The sequence below is a fragment of the Phocaeicola faecalis genome, assembly GCF_021730445.1.
Lineage (GTDB): Bacteria > Bacteroidota > Bacteroidia > Bacteroidales > Bacteroidaceae > Phocaeicola > Phocaeicola faecalis.
In genome coordinates this window covers 163069-183271 of the sequence record NZ_JADNRM010000006.1, presented here as the reverse complement: position 1 = coordinate 183271, position 20203 = coordinate 163069, and the positions used below count along the sequence as shown (strand labels likewise).

Here is a 20203-nt window from a genome sequence, read left to right as displayed (position 1 = left end):
AGGACGGCAAACAATGGCAAACAAAAAGAAGGCAAGGGACAGTAAGGACATGAAAAATCGGTTACTTCCAGAGATATTATTTATGTTTGCTGTGTTCCTCATAATCTTTAATAAAAATATGCCTTTTAAAGACTGGTTGTTGTTATCTTACCACCAATTATACATTATTAAACTATTTTACGAAGGTACTGATTATCATCTTTTCTCTCCCGTTATTACTCTTTTGTTTTTATCTCCTTTGGTAGTCTACAATATGCTGTGGAATCAACTCTGAGAATGATGACTTTTTTTATTTATCAATTTGTTTTGTTAAATTAATAAATTATCTTTGTCTAATTGGACATAAGTAGTTATTCTATGTTTTGATTCTATCAAAATATATAGAATTGTATTGCTTATTGGGGCTCTAAATTTAAGATTATTAATCTATATATAAATGACTATGATATACATCAATAGAAAATATCCGTTTGTGGTATTAAAAATAAAGTCAATTCTGTTAATTAGTATCGTTCTTTTATTAATAATGTATATACTTCAGCCATTTGGGTTCGATAATTATGCAGGAAACAAATTATTAGTTTCATTAGGATTTGGAGTAATAACTTTCGCTAGTGTTTGTTTTTTTAATTATGTGGTAAAAAGGATTATCCCCAAATATATAAAAAAATGGACTTTATTTCTTGAGTTCATTTATACAGTAGTTCTAATTTGCTTTATAACATTGATAAATTATTTCTATTTGTCAATGCTTTTTAGAATTCCATTAAATTTTATGATGCTACTTTATGCGATGTATTACACTACTATTTTAGGTCTAATACCTTCTGCTTTTTTGATATTATTCAAGTATTATAAGTTCTTGAATACGCAGTTAAGCGCATTGGTTGATTCGCCTAAAGAGGTTGAAAGTATTATAATAAATATATCTACTAACTCAACTCGTGAAAAGAATCTACAAATTAAACTTAATGATTTTTTATATGCAGAAGCAGAGAAAAATAATATTCAAATATATTATTATCAAGATGGGAAAGTTATATCTAAAGTGATAAGGTCTACTCTTGCTATATTAGCAGAAGAGCTTAAGTATCCTAACATATTTAGATGTCACCGTTCGTTTATTGTAAACTTGAACCATATAGAATCCGCTAAAGGCAATTCAAATGGATATCAAATCAGCCTAAAAGGATATAATAAGACAATTCAGGTTTCAAGAAAATATGTAAAGGAACTTAAGTCATTCATATATTAAAGAGTTACTGTATCTTCCATTTTCTTTCCCAGTTATAATACCATAACATAAACCATAGTGTAATTGATATTACTAATATAATTAACGTCACAGTTGTTAGATTTATATTTTGCATGATATTAATCACCGAATGAAAGCAAGCGCAAGCTATTATTGAATGGGATTTGATGGCAATTTGTCCAATCCCCCATGAACCAAAGAATAATAGAGCAAAGAATAATGCATTTCCCATAGATAAATCAAAATTAAGATGCCACACGAACCATAAGACGGTAATAATAGAGATTCTAATTATTTTACGTAGATTTATAAGTTCAGACTGTAGATAACCTCTCCAGCCGTATTCTTCTAAATATGAATATACAAGACAGGTTATTACTATTTTCGTATAGACAAAGGAATAATCTTTATTGATTATATCAAAAAGAAAAAAGAAGAATATAGGAAGTATAAAACAGGCAATAGATTTTATAGGAGATTTTCCAAAGCTCGAATATATTGTTTTTCGACCTAAAATATATATTGCGACCATACTTCCAATAAATGGACCAATACCTGTTAAAATGTTATAGAACAAACTATTGGAAATATCTAATAAAAAGCCCGGTTTTCCAATCGTTAAATAATAGCGAATAATAATAGCAATTACGTAAAAGCACATAATAGCAAATACTTTACTTGAATAGTTTTTTTGCTTCATGATATTTAGATATTAAATTGTTATTTATACAATTTCAGAATCTATGTAAAAGTTTAACTTCCCCTGAAAACTGCACACAATCAAACATAAAGTTAATATTTTGATTGAAGAAATTAATAGTGGTACTCTTCTATTGAATCGGGTTTTATTTGTAGAGGCCACTGGATGAATTCCCAATATTCTTGTATATATTGTGCCTTTTGCATAAGCCCTTTTGCTAATATAGCACAACAAAAAGCTTGAAATGCAAATCTTGTACTTTGTTCTAGTCCTTCACAACCTTCATTAGTAAGGAGAGCATTTATTAGAATAGAGACCGAAATTTTCTTTTGGGCTACTTCTAAAAAGATAACTGATATTTTTTTCATGGTGCAATTGTTTTGATTTCTGCTGCAATATTAAGGAAGAACTTTTATACTCCCAAATAGATGGGATGCATAGCTAAATATAGGGATGTTTAGCTATATGGTTACGTGAATGGCTATTTTAAGAGTGTAAATGACTACTGCCAATGCATCAAAATATAAGTTGCTGGCATAGTAGGGCTTTCTCTGTAGGTATATTTATTATTATGGTTCAATTCAGCCATCTTTTTCTTTTTATGCAATAATGTAATATATAAGGTTTCTGAACCTTATTGCAGTGAAAAATATAATTTCAGTCTATATTGGTAATAGTGATGACTATTCATTTCATTTATCTATTTTTTCTCTTTTATAGCTTAGTCATTGGTCCCAAATTCTAGCATATTGCATTTATAGTTAGTTATATATACCATATTATTATGGTGTTGTGTCCTACAAAATTGAATATAAAATAAATAGTTTCAGAGCGTTGCTTTTTCCCGCCAACCAGTACATGATAGTATTATCTTTCTACAATCCATCTCTTTTGAATGATACCTAGCATTCCACCACCCGATACACATTCCCTTTTGCAGTATGCACCCGCTCGCCCAACTGGGGCAGGATGCGGCTCAGGCTGTAGGCCGTCATGCCCCTCATGGCTGAGGGATGGACGGACTTCATCCGCTCGAACAACTGGGTGGCGGAAAGGGTCAGCACCTCTTGCGGTTCGTCCTCTTTGGTGGCAAAGCGGAAGCAGAGGCGGAACACCTCCTCTTCGGGTACATGCTTGTAGAACAGAGCGTTGTGTTGCTGTATGGCTTGTTCCTCTTCCTTGTTAAACCAGCTACGTTCACCGGACAGAATCTCCGCCTTGAGCTGGGCGTACAGTTGCTCATGGGCTATGGGAGTGGTGCAGTCAATGGCGTGCTCCAGACTGACACAAAGAAAACGGCGTGAACCGGTGCGGTCCACCAGCAGGTCTTCCCTGTTGCTGGTGCCGATAAACGAGGCGATGCGGGGAAGTGCCGAGGCACTGCGTTTGTAGGCCTTGCGGATATTCAGTGCGGAAGCCTGCATCAGGTTCTTCAGCAGGGGCATTTTGGATGCACCCAACTTGTCGAATTCATCCAGATTAATCAGGCCGTAGGCAGCTAACCTGGCTTCGGCAGATGCCGGGGAGCTGAGGTCGTAACTCTCTGTATAGTAGGCTTTCAGCGCATCGGGCATCAACAGGCGGCAGAACGTACTTTTCCCCAGTCCCTGACGACTGCTCACCAGCAGGGGAGCCACGCTGTTGGCGCGGTTGGTATCCGGCCGGAACTGCATCCATTGGGCGGAGAGTCCCAGCATCCAGCGGTGGAAACCATTCACCCATACCGGGTCATCAGACACCCTGCGGGCGAGTGCCGATACCCGGTCGGTGCCGTCCCATTCGGGAAGCCGCTCAAAGTAGGCGGTAAAGGGATGGTATTCGCTGATGCGGCGCGAGCGCACAAAGCGTTGGATATCCCTGTCCCAGCAGTCTATGCCCGCTTCGATGGCTTCCAGACTGAGCGAGTTCATCCACCGTTCGTCCACTTTGGCGTAGCGCAAGTGGTCATCGGGAATATTGTGTTCCACGCCCGCTACCTCGGTTTCCTCGGTCAGCACATTGAACCGGAAGTGGTAGCGGGAGGTAAGGAAAGCGGTCACTTCCTGCATCAAGGAGCGTGATTTCGCCTTCTTAACAGTTTCTTCCGGAGATATTGGTGCGGCTTCCTTTTCAGTATCTTTCGAAACTGTCGGATATCCGGAAGACTCATTCCTGCTTTCCAACAAATTTCCCTTGCCGTTTTCAGCAAGAAGAACCTGTGACTTGTCCACTTCCTTCACCCCTTCTTCATCGGAACCGATGTAGTGGTAACTGCCCGCCAGCGCATTCCCGTCGGTGCGCGGAGTCCAGTCCAGCACCAGAGCCACCCGGCCTTCGCGGATATCCACTGCCAGGTGCACACCGGGCATGGTCCGACAAAGCGGCATCAGTCCGTTGAGGGCGGATACGAGGTCACGGCGTGGTGTTCCGTCGGAGGGAACAGGGCTTGACAGGAATTTGCTTCCGAAGAAGACTGTTTTGAGAGTGGCAAATACATTCATGAGGCACTTCTTTTTTTAGATTTGACGAACTACAAATATACAACATAAAAAAGCCTTTGTCAAGAGGGAAGACAAACTAATCCAATCCCGGCACAGAATATGACGGAGCCTGACACAATGACATATACGTGCAGGCTCATGCGTACGTACGTGTAGGCCGATGCGTACGTACGTGTGGGCTTATGCCACCGTATGTGTAGACCGATGCGTACGTACTACACACTTTACAAACAGGGGGGGGTAAAATGTGGATAATGCTGTCGTTTCGTGCGTAGGGGCGAGGTTTGCTCGCCCGAAAACAGTTTGTTTTGTGTCTTCGGGCAGGCGAACCCTGCCCCTACAACTGACGATGGGATAGCCCGGTTTAGTTTTGACACACTCCCATGCTGCAAAAAAGACTTTGATGTTTTCCAAAAAGACCTTGGTGTTTAAAAAAAACCTCAAAGTCTTTTTAAAAAAGGTCGTTGTGTTTTCAGAAAAGCTCGGCATCTTTTTAATAAAGCTCGGTATGTTTTTCATGTAGGGGCAGATTGCATCATTCCCTCATTAAGCCGATTATCCTTCTTTTCCGTTCATCCTTACATTTTAATCAAAACACTCATATAATCAATCGGTTAAGAATGATAGAACATTCCCTCATCCTCCCTTCAGCCGCACTTTCCAAGTCCCTTCACAAGCCGCCTTCAGCAATTCCCTTGTGTACTTTCTACACCTCTTTTCAGCCTGCCGTTTTCTGTAGGGGCAGACCCGTGTGTCTGCCCGAGAACAGTTCACTTTAAGTTATTGGGGTCATTGGGCGGACACATGGGTCCGCCCCTACCGTAAAGTATTATCGAAAAAGTTCAAAAGCCGGAAGGAGTTTTACAAATGAAAGGAGGCTGAAAGGGCGGTGACGGAATGTCCATTCACTACCGGAACACCCATCAGCAGAGCGTTTCAATGGCTAATGAAAGGAGAAAGGGAGAAACGACGCAATCATCAGTAAATATCGGAATTCGAGATGGGAATCCGTACTTTATCATTTTGGTTCTGAAGGTACAAAGTACTACCGAAAAAGCTGATACTTTTATCTCTGATTTACAATAAGTTACATTTTTCAATGTAGCAATTGTATACTTTAGAATAGTGCAAAAAGTCATCTGTGTACCAAAAGTATCCCCAACATCGTTACACCTCTAAATATTTTGTTTATATTTGCTTCAAACTTCAAAACAATATGAAGATTATGAGAAACACCATCTTGATATTGTGTATACTTGCATTGTCAGGTTGCACAAACCAGTCGAAAAAACAAAGTGATGAAAGTGAAGAGACAGCATTTGTCTTGGATTCCACCATCAGAATCGGCGATGCCATTGAAAAGGCACTTCCATCCATGAAATTATCCGAAGTGGTGGACAGTATCGTATATGTGCCTTTGGAAACAAAAATATATTTGACCAACGGATTACTACAGTATGTTAAGCCGTATTGGTGTGCCTATCCCGGACATTTATTCGATGCTAAAGGAAAATATGTCAAGCATATCGGGAAAAACGGAGGAGGTCCAGGAGAGGAGAACGGTCCATGGGGCTATATGGTTACCTATGACGAAAAGCGTGGCTTATTCTATACACAGGGAAACAAAATCATACAATATGACAGGAATGGAAAGTTTACAGGAGTAGAAAAGACGATACAATATACAAGCGGAGGCATGATTAGTGGTGGCTCTTTGACGGGTCTGGCAGGTATGGTTACAGCCGACAGCCTATATATGCTTGTCAATTATCCAGATTCTGCATATTGGGTAAATACCAATCTTGAAATTCTGCATAAAGAGCGCATATTATTGGACGACAGTCTGTATCAACCCAAAGGACTTTATGTCCAAGGAGTTCAATACGGATTCTCCGATTATGACGGACATACCTTATTTTATAACTTCTTCAATGATTGCGTCTACACGGTGACCGATAAAGGGTTAAAAGAAAGATGGAAATTTGACATGAAAGATTTAGGACCGGATAAACGTGCACTTCTGAATGATTACATGATGCAATATAGAGAAAGGTCACAAATAGCACGTGCAGCCAATGGTAATGAACAAACCATGAAGCTCATGGCAGAAAACGGTGAATATGCCCGAAGAGTAAACAATAAAAAGAGAATTCTCAATGCTTACGAGTCCGAACGCTATGTAGTGATGCAATGGACAAACATGATAGCCCATGAAAGTATGCGGAAGAAATACTCCCCTTATTTATTAGCCTTCCTTGATAAGACCAACGGAAATACTTTTGCCATATCAGAACATCTGACTGATGACATTGACGGTGGAAAACCTTTTGAGTTAAGACTGGGAGTACACAATGGCGCCATGGTCAGCTGGATATGGCCTTATGAACTGAAAGAGTATATCGCCCAACAGAAAGAAAAGGGAGAATGGGTAAGCGAGAAACTAGTCGCGTTTGCCGACGGATTGAAAGAAGACGACAACCCTGTATTAATCATGGCATATTTAAAAAAGAAATAATAAAACTGATTAAGCATGAAATATCTTTGTACACTCTTATTTACATTAATAGGCTGTACTCCCACACAAAAGCAAGTCATGCAGAATGACGCTGAAGTTCAACATCCTTATATAATTGATATGTCCGAACTTGAGATTTCGGAGACACCCCAAATGTTGTCTGATTTTGCGGATAGTATCAGTTATATCCGCCTGTCAGAAGAACCATTATTGCCAGAGATTGCTCTTACATTTCATCTTTATGTCGACAAAAATGAAAATATCTATATAAAAGAAGGCAGCCTTGTCTACAAATATAATTCCAAAGGGGAATTCATCAAATCGCTCTTCAATGTGGGGCAAGGACCGAAAGAGGTCATACTACCGTTTGGAGACCCTGTTTACAATTCAGAACAACAATTCATGCTGGTTAATAACTACGGTGTCAATTTCAAACAATATTCGTTGGAGGGAACATATATGGGAGATTTTCGCACGATAGACAGTTTAGACAATCATAAACGTTTCATTGCCAGTATAGAAGACAAAGACGTATTCTATTATGAATACCATTATCCTAAACGTGGAGAAAAAGTCAATTTAGATGGTCCTTATTTGTGGTATGTCAGGTCTCGTTCCAACGACAGCATTATCTATAAAATGCCGAATCATTTGTTTCATATCAAAGCGACAAAAGGGATGTATCTCGCGTTTGGAGGAGAATATCCTCTATACTACAATAAGATAGACTCTAACTTATACATGCGTCATGTATATCAGGATACTATATTTAGAACCACAGATGCCCTGAAATGGGAACCATGGTATGTAATAAAACACCATCAAAGAGATGCTGACTATGCCAATCTGATGGCAATAACAGTGGGTGATATGGCAAGGAGAGATGTTGAAGGAGTATATCGAGTGTTCGAGGTGTCTCCACTTCCCACCGGAGTCCTTTTTGCCTATAATGATATAGACGGATACCGGAAAGACTGTAAAACAGGTTTCTGCAAAATAGGAGAAAAAGCCTTAACGTGTTCCCCGAACTCCTTTAAAAATGATTTAGATGATTGTTTGAAATCAATCAGACTCCCCTTATGCTGTCATTTCCAAAGGAACGGTTATCTGTATGTATTAATCAGTACTCCCGATTTCTTTGAAGAAGGTGCGAAGCCTCCTTTTCCTGATTTGAAAGAAGACAGCAACCCGGTATTGGTGAAACTTAAATTGAAAAAAAGATAAACCGTTTCGTCAGAACAAAAAAATAATTAATAGTGAGAAACACCATCTTGATATTGTGTATACTTGCATTGTCAGGTTGCACAAACCAGTCGAAAAAACANAAGACAGCAACCCGGTATTGGTGAAACTTAAATTGAAAAAAAGATAAACCGTTTCGTCAGAACAAAAAAATAATTAATAGTGAGAAACACCATCTTGATATTGTGTATACTTGCATTGTCAGGTTGCACAAACCAGTCGAAAAAACAAAGTGATGAAAGTGAAGAGACAGCATTTGTCTTGGATTCCACTATCAGAATCGGCGATGCCATTGAAAAGGCACTTCCATCCATGAAATTATCCGAAGTGGTGGACAGTATCGTATATGTGCCTTTGGAAACAAAAATATATTTGACCAACGGATTATTACAGTATGTAAAGCCGTATTGGTGTGCCTTTCCCGGACGCTTATTCGATGCTAAAGGAAAATATGTCAAACAAATAGGAAAACTGGGAGGCGGACCGGGAGAAGATACCAGTCCATGGGGCTATATGGTTACCTATGACGAAAAGCGTGGCTTATTCTATACACAGGGAAACAAAATCATACAATATGACAGGAATGGCAAGTTTACAGGAGTAGAAAAGACGGTAAGATATACAAGCGGGGGCATAGTCAGTGGTGGTTCTTTGGCAGATATGGTTACAGCCGACAGCCTATATATGCTTGTCAGTTATCCCGATTCTGTATATTGGATGAATACGAATCTCAATATTGTATATAGCGAACGTATTCCGCTAGACAGCAGTCTGCATCAGCCGGACAATGTTCGTGCTCAAGCCATTCAATATGAGTTTTCAGACTACGACGGACATACCTTATTCTATAATTTCTTCACCGATTGCATGTACACAGTAACTGATAATGGGCTAAAAGTGAGATGGAAATTTGATATGAAAGATTTAGGGCCGGATAAACGTGCTTTCCTGAATGACTATATAACATATATTACAGGAATGGTGAAGATATCACGCCAGGCAAAGGGGGATGAAAAGACTAAAAAACTTCTTGCTGAGAATAGCGAATATGCCAAACTGGTAGACAATAAGAAAAGAATACTCAGCGCATACGAATCCGAACGCTATGTAGTGATGCAATGGATGAACATTATTGCCTATGAAGGTATACGCGGATATTCCCCACGTTTATTAGCCTTCCTTGATAAGACCAACGGAAATACTTTTGCCATATCAGAACATCTGACTGATGACATTGATGGTGGAAAACCTTTTGAGTTAAGACTGGGAGTACACAATGGTGCCATGGTGAACTGGATATGGCCTTATGAACTGAAAGAGTATATCGCCCAACAGAAAGAAAAGGGAGAATGGGTAAGCGAGAAACTAGTAGCGTTTGCCGACGGATTGAAAGAAGACGACAACCCTGTATTAATCATGGCATATTTAAAAAAGAAATAATAATAGATTTTATTGTAAAAACTACCTTTAATACAATGAAACTAAAATTTATACCTTATATCCTCTCCTTTTTATTGGCGGTTTCGTGCCAACAAAAAGGGAATAAACCTGACGCTATACAGCAGGAATATAAACCACGCATCATTGATTTAAGTGAAGCGGAGTATTCGGAAGAGTCACAACTGTTGTCCGATTTTGTAGAAAACATAGAATATATAAAATTTTCGGAAGAACCGTTGATTCCCGATTTAGCCCTTACATATCCGGTTGAGGATAATGAAGGAAATTTGTATTTGGATAGCAGTGATGGTATTCATAAATATACCCCAAGTGGTCAATATGTGAAATCACTCTTCAAAAAAGGACAAGGCCCGGGAGAGATTGCCTTCAAAATCGGAAAATCAATCTTTAATATAGATAAAAACTATGTATTGGTTAGAGATTATGGTAGAATGGATTATCAAAGATTCTCATTAAACGGTGATTTTCTAGGAACTGAGCCATACCAACTAGAGGCTGTATCAAAAGACATATTTGCCTTTTGGAAAAATGCCGAGCTTTATAGTTATATAAGAAATGCTCCTTATGAACAACATTCTAAAGTTAATCCAGACAGTCTGTATTTTTTCACAGTTCGAGACTTGGATACGGATTCTGTCATTTTCAGGCTAAAGAACCACCATTTTGACATTAAGGGAGAAGTAATTGGTCCCCGCATTGTTATTCAAGCTGCTCCGGCCTATAGGGGCATTATAAGTGATTCATTATTATGGGTAAAACCGGTACATGTGGATACGGTCTTTTGTACAACAAACTGGAAAGATTTGCGTCCATTCTATATCATAAAACAGTCTCCAGACGCGGCAGACTATGAATGGTTTACAATATGTTGGGCAGGAGTGAATAATTACTCTATGAGTGAACTTCTTAATAAGAAGCAATTATCAGATGTATGGGCATTAAAGAGCGGCTTATTGTATGCCTATTTTCAAGGTGAAGAAAAAAGCGGATACGGTTTCTGTCCTGCTGATGGAAAAGCCAAGACCTATTCCAAATTGTTCAAGAATGATGTAGACAAATATTGTCCTTCCATTGATTTCAGTATACCGATGAACATAAGCTCTCTTTTTTGCAAGAACGGTTATCTTTATATGTTGGTAGATGCTTTCAAATTCTTTGAAGAAGGTGCGAAGCCTCCTTTTCCTGATTTGAAAGAAGACAGTAACCCGGTATTGGTGAAACTTAAATTAAAAAAAGAGAAGTTGTTTTACTAGAACAAAAAAGTATGGCTATGAAAACATTAAAGACAATATCAGCAGCATTAGTCTTGGCAATTACAGCAAGCTCTTGCCACCAAGACGGAGAACAGGCGGATGCAACTTCGCCATTAAAAGACAATCCTGTTGTAGCCCAACAAGAGTGATACAGCTTCAACTTTTTGGATACAGGACTTTGAAGGAAAACTCATTAAATAAATCATAGCCGAGCACTTAACTATTGTGCCACCTGATTTCAGCACTCAGGCAGTAGCTACGCTAGACCGTGGGGAACATTATTGGTTTACGCGCGAATAGTATAACACTGACAGACAACAAATTGAGTGTATTCGGACGTTCCCTCAACGAGCTGGGACTGAAGGTAAAACACACCCGAACGGGAGTGTTATGCTGCGTAGTGAAACGTGAGAAACAGGGTACAACTGCAACAGACACTTTATCTGTCACACTTAAACTGTTAATAGACAAACCATTACAAAGGTGTGACAGATAAATTCGTGTTTTTAGAGTATGTATTTACTCAATAGGATATGTTTGATCGCAAGTATCATTCACTACTATCTCAAATTGGGCATAGACTTCATGCGCAACTATCACTTTTACCGTATAAGCTTTCTGTTCCAATTCATTAATTGCATATTCGATATTGACCGGACAAGTGCAATTTACCTCTCCTTTAGCTTTTACATTCTCATAAATAGTAAGCACATTACCATCTACTTTTACAGACACATCACAAGTTTCGGCATCACAAGAAACCATCCGATTCTGATGAAAGAAAATCAACGAATTTTCTTTCATACTGCAACGAATACTCTCTAAAGCATTTCCTACCGAACGTTCGGATAAGCATTCACTCATCTTCGCATTTCCTATTACCTCTTCTTTATTGTCGCAACCGCATACGACTAAGATAATAGATAACATCAGAGTACAACTCCATAATCTGCTTTTTCTCATATCTTTAACTATTTATATGTAATCATTCGTTCTTCTATATTGTTTCCATCTGAAATATAAATATAATATTCATCTTGCACCCAAGAATCCGTATTTATTTTCACCTCTCTTACCCCATTCATGCTATTCTGAGCATAGACTCGTTTTCTGCTACTATTATAAACTTCAATAGACTTAATAGACAAAACAGAACCTAAAGCCTTTCCCTTGCTAACAGTATTAACTGCTTTTATTATAAGTTCTGAGCTAGCAGAACACAAGCCCAACCAATAATATGGCGATGTTATTTCACAATTTATTATGAAAGGATTTGCAGCCCTTCCACAATCATTCTCCGCATAAATATACAATCTCCCATCAGCACAATCATCAGTATGAAACGAAAGTGATGTTTCGCCCTGCAAATGACGATTTGTAGATGTTACACATGTAAAACGGAATGGTTCAGTAGTATAAGGGCGTGATTTATTACCTGCCTTATCTGTATACTCTAACTTCAAATTAAAATCACCCGAAACATATAAAGTATTACCATGATCAATATTAGTGGTGATACTATTCTGTCCTTTATCCGTTTCCCAATATAGACTTCCGACATAAGGTGAAGGAACATTACTTGTAGCACTAATAGTTGAATAATACATTCCGTTTGGAGTGCTTATATTTGCTTTTATCTCGTAATATTCTGACCATGCAGAGCTTGCATTATTCAACGTCAAAGTAGGAGTATTATATATTTTCTTGCTAATAGACAATGGTTGATCATCCATTGTCGAAGAAGGAGCATAAGTAGTAACATCCCAATTAATAACACACCCAACAGGCAATTGGTTAGTTATATAATAATTTCCTGTCAAATTAAAATGAGGTAAGTCATTTATAGAGAACTTCCCATAATCATATGAATCCAAAGACACCCTACTTCCTAAATCTTGTGGTATAGAAGAAAATTGCGCATGCTCCTTATCAGAATTATAGCATTCTACTTTATATCGAAATGCTTCCTCGTAAGTAATGATATTATCATTATTATAATCAGAACCAACCTTTTTATTATTATCCGGCTGATAACCAGATATTCCACTAATCCAATAATAAGCAAACTTATCATAAGAATTGCCAACTCCACCATACGAATATTCATCACCTCTACATGCTGTATAAATATTACGATTTTCTTTCTTTAAAACATCAATAAAACCTCCACTATTACATGTTGTAAGAACAACATTAAGACAACGAACCTTAATTTGATCTAGTAAACTTGCAAATACCGAATCAGTCATAGAGCTATTCCACAAAGAAAAAAAATAGTTTTGCCCATTAGATGTCATACCACCATGACTTGTTATAAAAATAGTCAAATCATCAGTCTCAGTCAAAGAAGTAGCATAATTTTCCAACGTGGAATATACAGAAGAGTAAGTTGCATTTCCTGTTATATCAGGTACTCCATCATTATCCAAATCCAAAGGAGAAGAATCATACGAACCATTATTTAAATTTCTGTCATCACTAGGATCTGTACCATCAGACATAAGAACTTTAATATTAAGTTTATTATAGCCATATAATTTAATTAGTGACGTATAAAAAGCCGAACAGTTATTCCAATATCTAAGATTATTATTCTCCTTGTCAGCCCCTCCGTTGATAATCAAGGCATATTTATTAGACACCTTCGTTAATGATCTCGCTTGTGCAATATAACTAAATGGTTCAACAGGTGTGCAAGATTCAACAGTCGTATAGAGCACTTTTCTAAAATTTTCAGTGTTAGGTGGAAATGTTCCATTCTTAATTTCAACATTTCCATCTAACGATACATACACATATCGACAAGAATGGGCCCAATTCTCTATCGGTTTATCATCTATAAAAAAGAACCAACAAGGATAATCAACAGTTGGAATATAAGTAAAAAAACTCTCAATAGAATCATTACTTTCTTTCACCTCATTAGTTACAAACATGTTGATACCTAATGTATCATTCTGCAAAACCTGCAATTTAACTAAATTACACGCTTGCTCTTGAGTTAATACGCTAGAACCTCTAAGTTCAATTTCCTCTTTCTCATTCCTTTTCGAGTCTATAAAAGAGTCATTACATGAAACCATTTCCATAGTAAGGAATAATAACATAACACAAACTACCCTGTTAATCATAGCATCTTTTTTTGCGTTCAAAGTTATAGTAATAGCTTTTATCTCATTTTATAAAAGCGCCAATAAAAATCTTTTATTCTTTAACCATTCACTAACTAATTTCTGCAATTTACAAAAAAATAGAATAACAAAAGAATAAAAGACAAAAATATTCATAGTCTATTACATAACAGTGTCTTCCATTTTATTTAAAAAATAAGTTTGAGAAAACCAACAAACCTATTAATGTACATTAAAAACAGTTCTCGTTCGTATGCTAGGATTCAAGATGCATTTAACTATTTGTATATCAAAAAGATGCAAGGTATCTTAGATAAATCCGGCAATTTTCCCTGCCACTCTTTTACCGTCTTGGTCTTAATATATTCTCCTTCACAAGTGATATTGGCAGCAATGCACAACTTGGTTTGAGGACGACAGTTTTTCAGAATGTCTTCCGCCATCTTATTGTTTCGGTAAGGAGTTTCGATAAAGAGCTGCGTTTGGTCTTCTGAGTAAACGCGCTGTTCCAATACCTTAATCCGCTTGGCTCTTTCGCCCGGCTCAATGGGAAGGTAACCGTGGAAAGCAAAACTCTGACCGTTAAAGCCCGAACCCATGACAGACATAATAATGGAAGAAGGCCCTACTAACGGAACCACTTTCAGGTTCTTACGCTGGGCAATGGCTACTACATCGGCTCCCGGATCGGCAACAGCAGGACAGCCGGCTTCGGAAATTACTCCCATAGACTCACCCGACATTAACGGTTTCAGATAGCCAGAAATGTCTTCGGGAGAAGTGTGCTTGTTTAATGGATAGAATGTAAGTGAATCAATATCAATGCTACGCTCCACTTTCTTCAAAAAACGACGGGCAGAACGCACATCCTCGACTATAAAATGCTTGATGCCAAGGATAATTTCCTTGTTATATACCGGTAATACGTTCTCGACGGGAGTGTCGCCCAAAGTGACGGGCAACAGATATAATGCTGTTTCCATAATTCAGTTCTTTCAGAATAATCAGGGCTTGAAATCAACTTCACTCAATATACGGCGATAGTCGGTATCGTTCAATAAATCATTTATGGTTACGTCGTCATGAGTCTTCATATATTCGTCTATCAGCAATATGCCCATCCACACACCGATACTTGCCGGGGTTCGCTCACCACCTGTCATAATCGGTATAAAAGGGTCTTTACGAATATAGCTGCGCACAATCAACGGATCGGTAGCATCCAGATGTCCGTTGTCCAGCATACCTTTCCATAAGGCTGCTTTGTTCTTCCTGCACCATTCCGCCTCTTTCTCGTCATATCCCATCTCTTTCTCAAATGATTCATAACCTAATATGCGGGCTACTACCCAATTGATTTTTCCCCTATGCAGAATCATATCGAGCAAGGTACGTCCGGGACCCCAAGGCATGGGATATTCGCTCAATAAATAAAAGGTGAAACAATCTGGAACAATGCGGTCGGGCTCCATGCTGCGGCATTGGTAATCGTAGTAAAAACGTTTATAGAGGGGATAATCGGCCCCCATATATTTATCTATGCTGAACCCTACGATGCTGTCTCCTACCACTACCGACTGGTTGAGGGCGGAAAGTTGGGCATAGAAATGAGGAACGGGCAAAGAGGGAACTTCTTTCTTCAACTGCTTGAAGCCTTTGGTGAGTTTCTTCTCTATCCAACCCATATCCTTGAATTTTTCTTCGGCATCCTGTACCAATACCAATAAGGTGGTATCGGCATAATACTCCATCAGACGGTCGTTTATCTTATTGTCGTCCACTTCGCCGATGGCCAGCACATCTTCTATCAGAAGTTTGGTGGCTTGCGGAAAATCAGTATTCATCTTTTGCAGTGCCGAAAGGTTGTTCATGGTCACATACTCGAACAACAAACGGTCATAACGGGCTACTCTTATATCCAAATCGGCAGTATTGCCACTCTTTCCTCCGTTCCAATGACAAGAAGAAAGAGCAACAAGACCTACCAATATGAATATAATTTTGCGTATCATCTGTGATTATCCGTAAATGATATTTCCGTTTTCGTCTTTATATTCGTCCAATCCCTTTTCGTAAGTCGCCATGGCGCGAAGACTCATACCTACGCTGGAGAAACCACCGTCGTGGAAAAGGTTCTGCATGGTCACTTTGCGGGTGAGGTCGGAGAACATTACTATGCAGTAATCTGCGCACTCGTCGGCAGAAGCATTGCCCAGCGGAGACATACGGTTGGCAAAATCGAACAGTTTGTCCATGCCTTTTACGCCCGAACCGGCAGTGGTCATGGTCGGTGACTGGGAAATAGTGTTTACACGCACGTGATGTTCACGCCCGTAGATATATCCGAAGCTGCGTGCAATAGACTCCAATAATGCCTTTGCATCAGCCATATCATTGTATCCGTAGAATGTACGCTGTGCGGCTACATAACTCAAAGCCAAAATAGAACCGTATTCTGCAATGGCGTCCAGTTTCTTGGCAGCCTGAATCATTTTGTGGAACGATACGGCAGAGATGTCTAAAGTCTTGCCCAACATATCATAATCGAGGTCATCGTAAGTACGTTTTTTACGAACATTGGGAGACATACCGATAGAGTGCAAAACAAAATCTATCTTGCCACCCAGTACTTCCATTGAACGCTTGAATACATTTTCCAAATCTTCTACACTCGTAGCATCAGCAGGAATCACTTCGCAATGCAACTTGTCCGCCAAAGCCGAAACTTCACCCATACGGACTGCCACCGGAGTATTGGATAATGTAATGACAGCACCTTCCTCAACAGCTTTTTCTGCCACTTTCCATGCAATGGACTGTTCATTTAATGCACCAAAAATAATACCTCTTTTTCCTTTCAACAAATTGTAACTCATACCTATATTAGTGTTAAATTAGTTTGCAAAGATACAAACAATAAATGAATTATGCCTCATTTTTGCACACAAATGCAAAAAGAATGCAGTTTTAGAACAGTTTTTCCACTTCAAAAGTTTTAAAATATCAATAAATCCCACTATTCTGTCAAATTATACACACCCGGGAGAATCACATCCGCTATATTTGCTTCCGAATTAAGAGGTTTTTTCATAATATTTATTTAAGGTTAGGATTAGGTTAGATGAAACATTATCGCTCTTCTCGCAGACAGCCCGTGAGGGTGGTTTACGAGAGGGGGTGATAAGCCTTCTTAAGACAAGACACGAGGATTACGATTATTAATCTTAAACATACAATATAATACTCATGATTACATTATCAAGAAAAATGCTGCTCATCATTGCTGCATGTCTGCTGCCATTCTTTGCAGGATGCAACAGCTGCCCAAGTACAGACAGCCCGGAAGAAATAATTTCTCCGGATGTGTATGCCGGCCTTCCTTTTCGGATGGACAAAGTGGAACAACCGCAGTTTCCCGACTATTCGGTCAATATCATCGACTTCGGCGCGGTGCCCGATGGAGTGACGCTAAATACCCAAGCCATCAACAATGCTATAAAGGATGTTAATAAAAGGGGAGGCGGAAAAGTCGTGATTCCGGCGGGACTTTGGTTGTCAGGGCCTATCGAATTATTGAGTAATGTCAACTTATATACCGAGAAGAATGCGTTGGTGCTGTTTACCGATGACCATTCGCAATTCCCCATCATCGACACGTCGTTTGAAGGATTGGAAACACGCCGTTGCCAATCGCCTATTTCGGCTCGCAATGCCGAAAATATCGCCATTACCGGTCATGGAACATTCGACGGTAACGGAGACACATGGCGTCCCGTGAAAATGGACAAGCTGACCGAAAGCCAATGGAAGAAAAAAGTGGCATCGGGCGGCATTGTGGATGAAGACACTAAAGTATGGTATCCCAGTGAAGGTTCGAGAAAAGGGGCTATGGCTTGTGTCAACTTCAATGTGCCCGAAGGTATTGAGACGGATGAAGAATGGGAAAGCATCCGTGACTGGTTGCGCCCGGTATTGCTGAACTTTGTGAAATGTAACAAGGTGCTGCTGGAGGGTGCTACATTCAAGAACTCTCCTAGTTGGTGTCTGCATCCGTTGTCATGCGAGAATATTACAATTAACAAAGTTACCGTTTCCAATCCTTGGTATTCACAAAATGGGGATGCCCTCGACCTGGAATCTTGCAACAAGGCATTGATTATCAACAATTCTTTTGATGCGGGCGATGACGGTATCTGCATCAAGTCGGGCAAGGACGAAGACGGGCGCCGGCGCGGAGAGCCTTGCCGGAACGTGATTGTGATGAACAACACGGTGCTGCACGGACACGGCGGTTTTGTGGTAGGCAGCGAAATGTCGGGGGGAGTAAAGAATATCTTTGTCGATAATTGCACGTTTCTGGGTACGGATGTCGGACTGCGTTTTAAGAGCACGCGCGGACGCGGAGGTGTGGTGGAAAACATCTATATCAGTAATATCAATATGATTAACATTCCTAATGAAGCGTTGATTTTCAACTTGTTCTATGGCGGAAAAGGACGTGGAGAAGACCCGAATGAAGATGATAAAAAGGACGTGGAGGATATTCTTCCTGCAGTAACGGAAGAGACGCCGGTGTTCCGCAATATCTTTATCAAAGACATTACTTGCAAGGGAGTTGGAAGAGCCGCATTCTTCAACGGTTTGCCGGAGATGAGAATAAAGAACATAAATATGGAGAACATCACTGTATCCAATGCCAAAGAAGGCATCGTTTTGAAAGAAGCAGATGGGGTAAGCATGAAGAATATCAAGATAGAATTATTGAAAGATGGTTCTACTCTGAAAATGCAGCAAGTTTCCAATGTGACAATTGACGGACAGACTCATGCTGAAGTTGGAGCCGGTGGGAAAGAACTCAATTTCTAATAATTTTCCCGATAATGGGGGTTATGACATCAGTCGAATGCAATATTATCTTTGTTACGAATTTAATACATATAATAATGAAAAGACACTCAATGATTGCCCTCGCATTGCTGGCAGGATGCTGTACCGGTTCTTTTGCGCAGCAGGCAGAAAAGAGGCTGACAGTAGAAGTCAGTAACGAATGGACCAAGAATAAGACTGATGAACCTATTGTTATAGACCTAAACAGTCTAAAGACCGGCTTCAACGTAAAATCGGCCACTGTATGGGAAGGTAACAGAGAAATTCCATCTCAATTGGACGATTTGAATCGGGATGCCCGTGCCGACGAGCTGGCTTTCCTTGCCGATGTGCCGGCCAAAAGCAGCAAGAACTTCCGCATCGTCCTTTCTTCCGAAAAGAGCGACAAAACTTATCCTGCCCGCACCTATGCCCAAATGAAAGCTTACGGACATAATAACAAGTATGCCAACATTACCGGATTTTCAGCTGCCGGAGCGGAAAACGTATATAGCTTTGTCTATCATCACGGGCCTGCCATAGAAAGTGAACTGGTGGCTTACCGTATCTATTTCAACGAAAAACAAACAGTTGACCCTTATAGTAAGGTAAACAAACGCCTGGAAATAAAGGAAACCTGCTTTTATCCCACGAAAGAGCAACGTGCAAACGGCTATGGCGACGATGCCTTGCGGGTGTACAACAGCGGTGGAGTAGGTGCTTTGAAAGGCTGGAACGGTAAAGAAGCGACCCACATAAAACCGGTAGTAAACCGCACGGAGCGGATATTGGCATCCGGTCCGGTACGCGCCATTGCAGAAGTGGAAGTCATAGGCTGGGAATATCAAGGAAATGATTTGAATATGACCAACCGGTATACCATTTACGGTGGGCATCGTGATATACGCATCGATGTCATGTTCGACCGTCCTTTGAAAGAAGAAGTTTTCGCTGCAGGCGTACAGATTTTGAAAAAAGGAGAGCACATGAGTGACCACCAAGGGTTGCTGGGCAGTTGGGGTACGGACTGGCCCGTAAGTGATACCTTGGGCTATGCAAAGGAGACCACAGGTATGGGAACTTTCATCCCTAAATACAGAACACAGGAAGTAGAAGATGCGTCCAATTATCTATATATCCTGCAAGCTCCGGGAAAACAACATTTCCATTATTACTCCACTTTTACTTCAAAGAAGGAGAGTTTCGGATTCAAAGACATGAAAGCATGGTTCGAGTACCTTCCCGAATGGAAAAAGGACTTGGAACATCCGTGCAAAATCACAGTTAAATAAAAGCAGTA

16 protein-coding genes are annotated in these 20203 nt (G+C 39.7%); 8 read left to right on the top strand and 8 right to left on the bottom strand.

Going from position 1 to position 20203, the window contains the following annotated elements; translation table 11 throughout:
- Positions 1-775: 775 nt before the first annotated feature.
- Complete coding sequence (locus IR173_RS08670) at positions 776-1255, top strand: LytR/AlgR family response regulator transcription factor (protein WP_237039257.1); 480 nt, start codon at positions 776-778, stop codon at positions 1253-1255.
- Between the two features lie 4 nt (positions 1256-1259).
- Here the strand turns inward: IR173_RS08670 and IR173_RS08665 are convergent, their stop codons facing one another.
- The 3 genes from IR173_RS08665 to IR173_RS08655 form a co-directional block, all read right to left on the bottom strand.
- A complete protein-coding gene (locus IR173_RS08665; RefSeq protein WP_237039256.1) occupies positions 1260-1955 on the bottom strand; it encodes a CPBP family intramembrane glutamic endopeptidase in 696 nt (231 codons plus the stop codon).
- A gap of 113 nt (positions 1956-2068) precedes the next feature.
- Positions 2069-2323, bottom strand: a complete 255-nt coding sequence (locus tag IR173_RS08660) for a hypothetical protein (protein ID WP_237039255.1) — start codon at positions 2321-2323, stop codon at positions 2069-2071.
- Positions 2324-2857: 534 nt separating this feature from the next.
- Entirely contained in the window at positions 2858-4435 is a 1578-nt protein-coding gene (locus IR173_RS08655; protein ID WP_237039254.1) for a VapE domain-containing protein, read from the bottom strand.
- Positions 4436-5651: 1216 nt separating this feature from the next.
- Between IR173_RS08655 and IR173_RS08650 the strand changes: the two genes are divergently transcribed.
- The 5 genes from IR173_RS08650 to IR173_RS18075 all read left to right on the top strand — a co-directional run bounded on the left by IR173_RS08650 (position 5652) and on the right by IR173_RS18075 (position 11055).
- Positions 5652-6950, top strand: a complete 1299-nt coding sequence (locus IR173_RS08650; protein WP_237039253.1) for a 6-bladed beta-propeller — start codon at positions 5652-5654, stop codon at positions 6948-6950.
- 15 nt (positions 6951-6965) lie between these two features.
- Entirely contained in the window at positions 6966-8174 is a 1209-nt protein-coding gene (locus IR173_RS08645) for a 6-bladed beta-propeller (RefSeq protein ID WP_237039252.1), read from the top strand.
- Positions 8175-8354: 180 nt separating this feature from the next.
- The gene (locus tag IR173_RS08640; RefSeq protein ID WP_237039251.1) at positions 8355-9632 is read left to right on the top strand and encodes a 6-bladed beta-propeller; all 1278 of its coding nucleotides are present in this window, start codon (positions 8355-8357) and stop codon (positions 9630-9632) included.
- A gap of 35 nt (positions 9633-9667) precedes the next feature.
- Entirely contained in the window at positions 9668-10906 is a 1239-nt protein-coding gene (locus IR173_RS08635) for an NHL repeat-containing protein (protein ID WP_237039250.1), read from the top strand.
- A 17-nt stretch (positions 10907-10923) separates the two neighbouring features.
- Positions 10924-11055, top strand: coding sequence for a hypothetical protein (locus IR173_RS18075; protein ID WP_262914285.1), 132 nt, complete (start codon positions 10924-10926; stop codon positions 11053-11055).
- Positions 11056-11425: 370 nt separating this feature from the next.
- Here the strand turns inward: IR173_RS18075 and IR173_RS08630 are convergent, their stop codons facing one another.
- The 5 genes from IR173_RS08630 to IR173_RS08610 form a co-directional block, all read right to left on the bottom strand.
- Positions 11426-11869, bottom strand: a complete 444-nt coding sequence (locus IR173_RS08630; protein ID WP_237039249.1) for a hypothetical protein — start codon at positions 11867-11869, stop codon at positions 11426-11428.
- Between the two features lie 8 nt (positions 11870-11877).
- Positions 11878-14037 carry a C13 family peptidase gene (locus IR173_RS08625; protein WP_237039248.1) on the bottom strand — a complete coding sequence of 720 codons (2160 nt, stop codon included), beginning with the start codon at positions 14035-14037 and terminating at the stop codon, positions 11878-11880.
- Between the two features lie 278 nt (positions 14038-14315).
- Positions 14316-15020 carry an SAM-dependent methyltransferase gene (locus IR173_RS08620; RefSeq protein WP_005940971.1) on the bottom strand — a complete coding sequence of 235 codons (705 nt, stop codon included), beginning with the start codon at positions 15018-15020 and terminating at the stop codon, positions 14316-14318.
- Positions 15021-15041: 21 nt separating this feature from the next.
- Complete coding sequence (locus IR173_RS08615) at positions 15042-16049, bottom strand: gliding motility protein GldB-related protein (RefSeq protein WP_237039247.1); 1008 nt, start codon at positions 16047-16049, stop codon at positions 15042-15044.
- A gap of 6 nt (positions 16050-16055) precedes the next feature.
- Positions 16056-16913: an enoyl-ACP reductase FabI gene (locus IR173_RS08610; protein WP_237039246.1), complete on the bottom strand. Its 858-nt coding sequence runs from the start codon at positions 16911-16913 to the stop codon at positions 16056-16058.
- Positions 16914-17283: 370 nt separating this feature from the next.
- Here IR173_RS08610 and IR173_RS08605 point away from each other — a divergent pair, with 370 nt between their 5' ends.
- Entirely contained in the window at positions 17284-18903 is a 1620-nt protein-coding gene (locus IR173_RS08605) for a glycoside hydrolase family 28 protein (protein ID WP_237039245.1), read from the top strand.
- A 77-nt stretch (positions 18904-18980) separates the two neighbouring features.
- The gene (locus IR173_RS08600) at positions 18981-20195 is read left to right on the top strand and encodes a DUF4861 domain-containing protein (RefSeq protein ID WP_237039244.1); all 1215 of its coding nucleotides are present in this window, start codon (positions 18981-18983) and stop codon (positions 20193-20195) included.
- Positions 20196-20203: the final 8 nt, after the last annotated feature.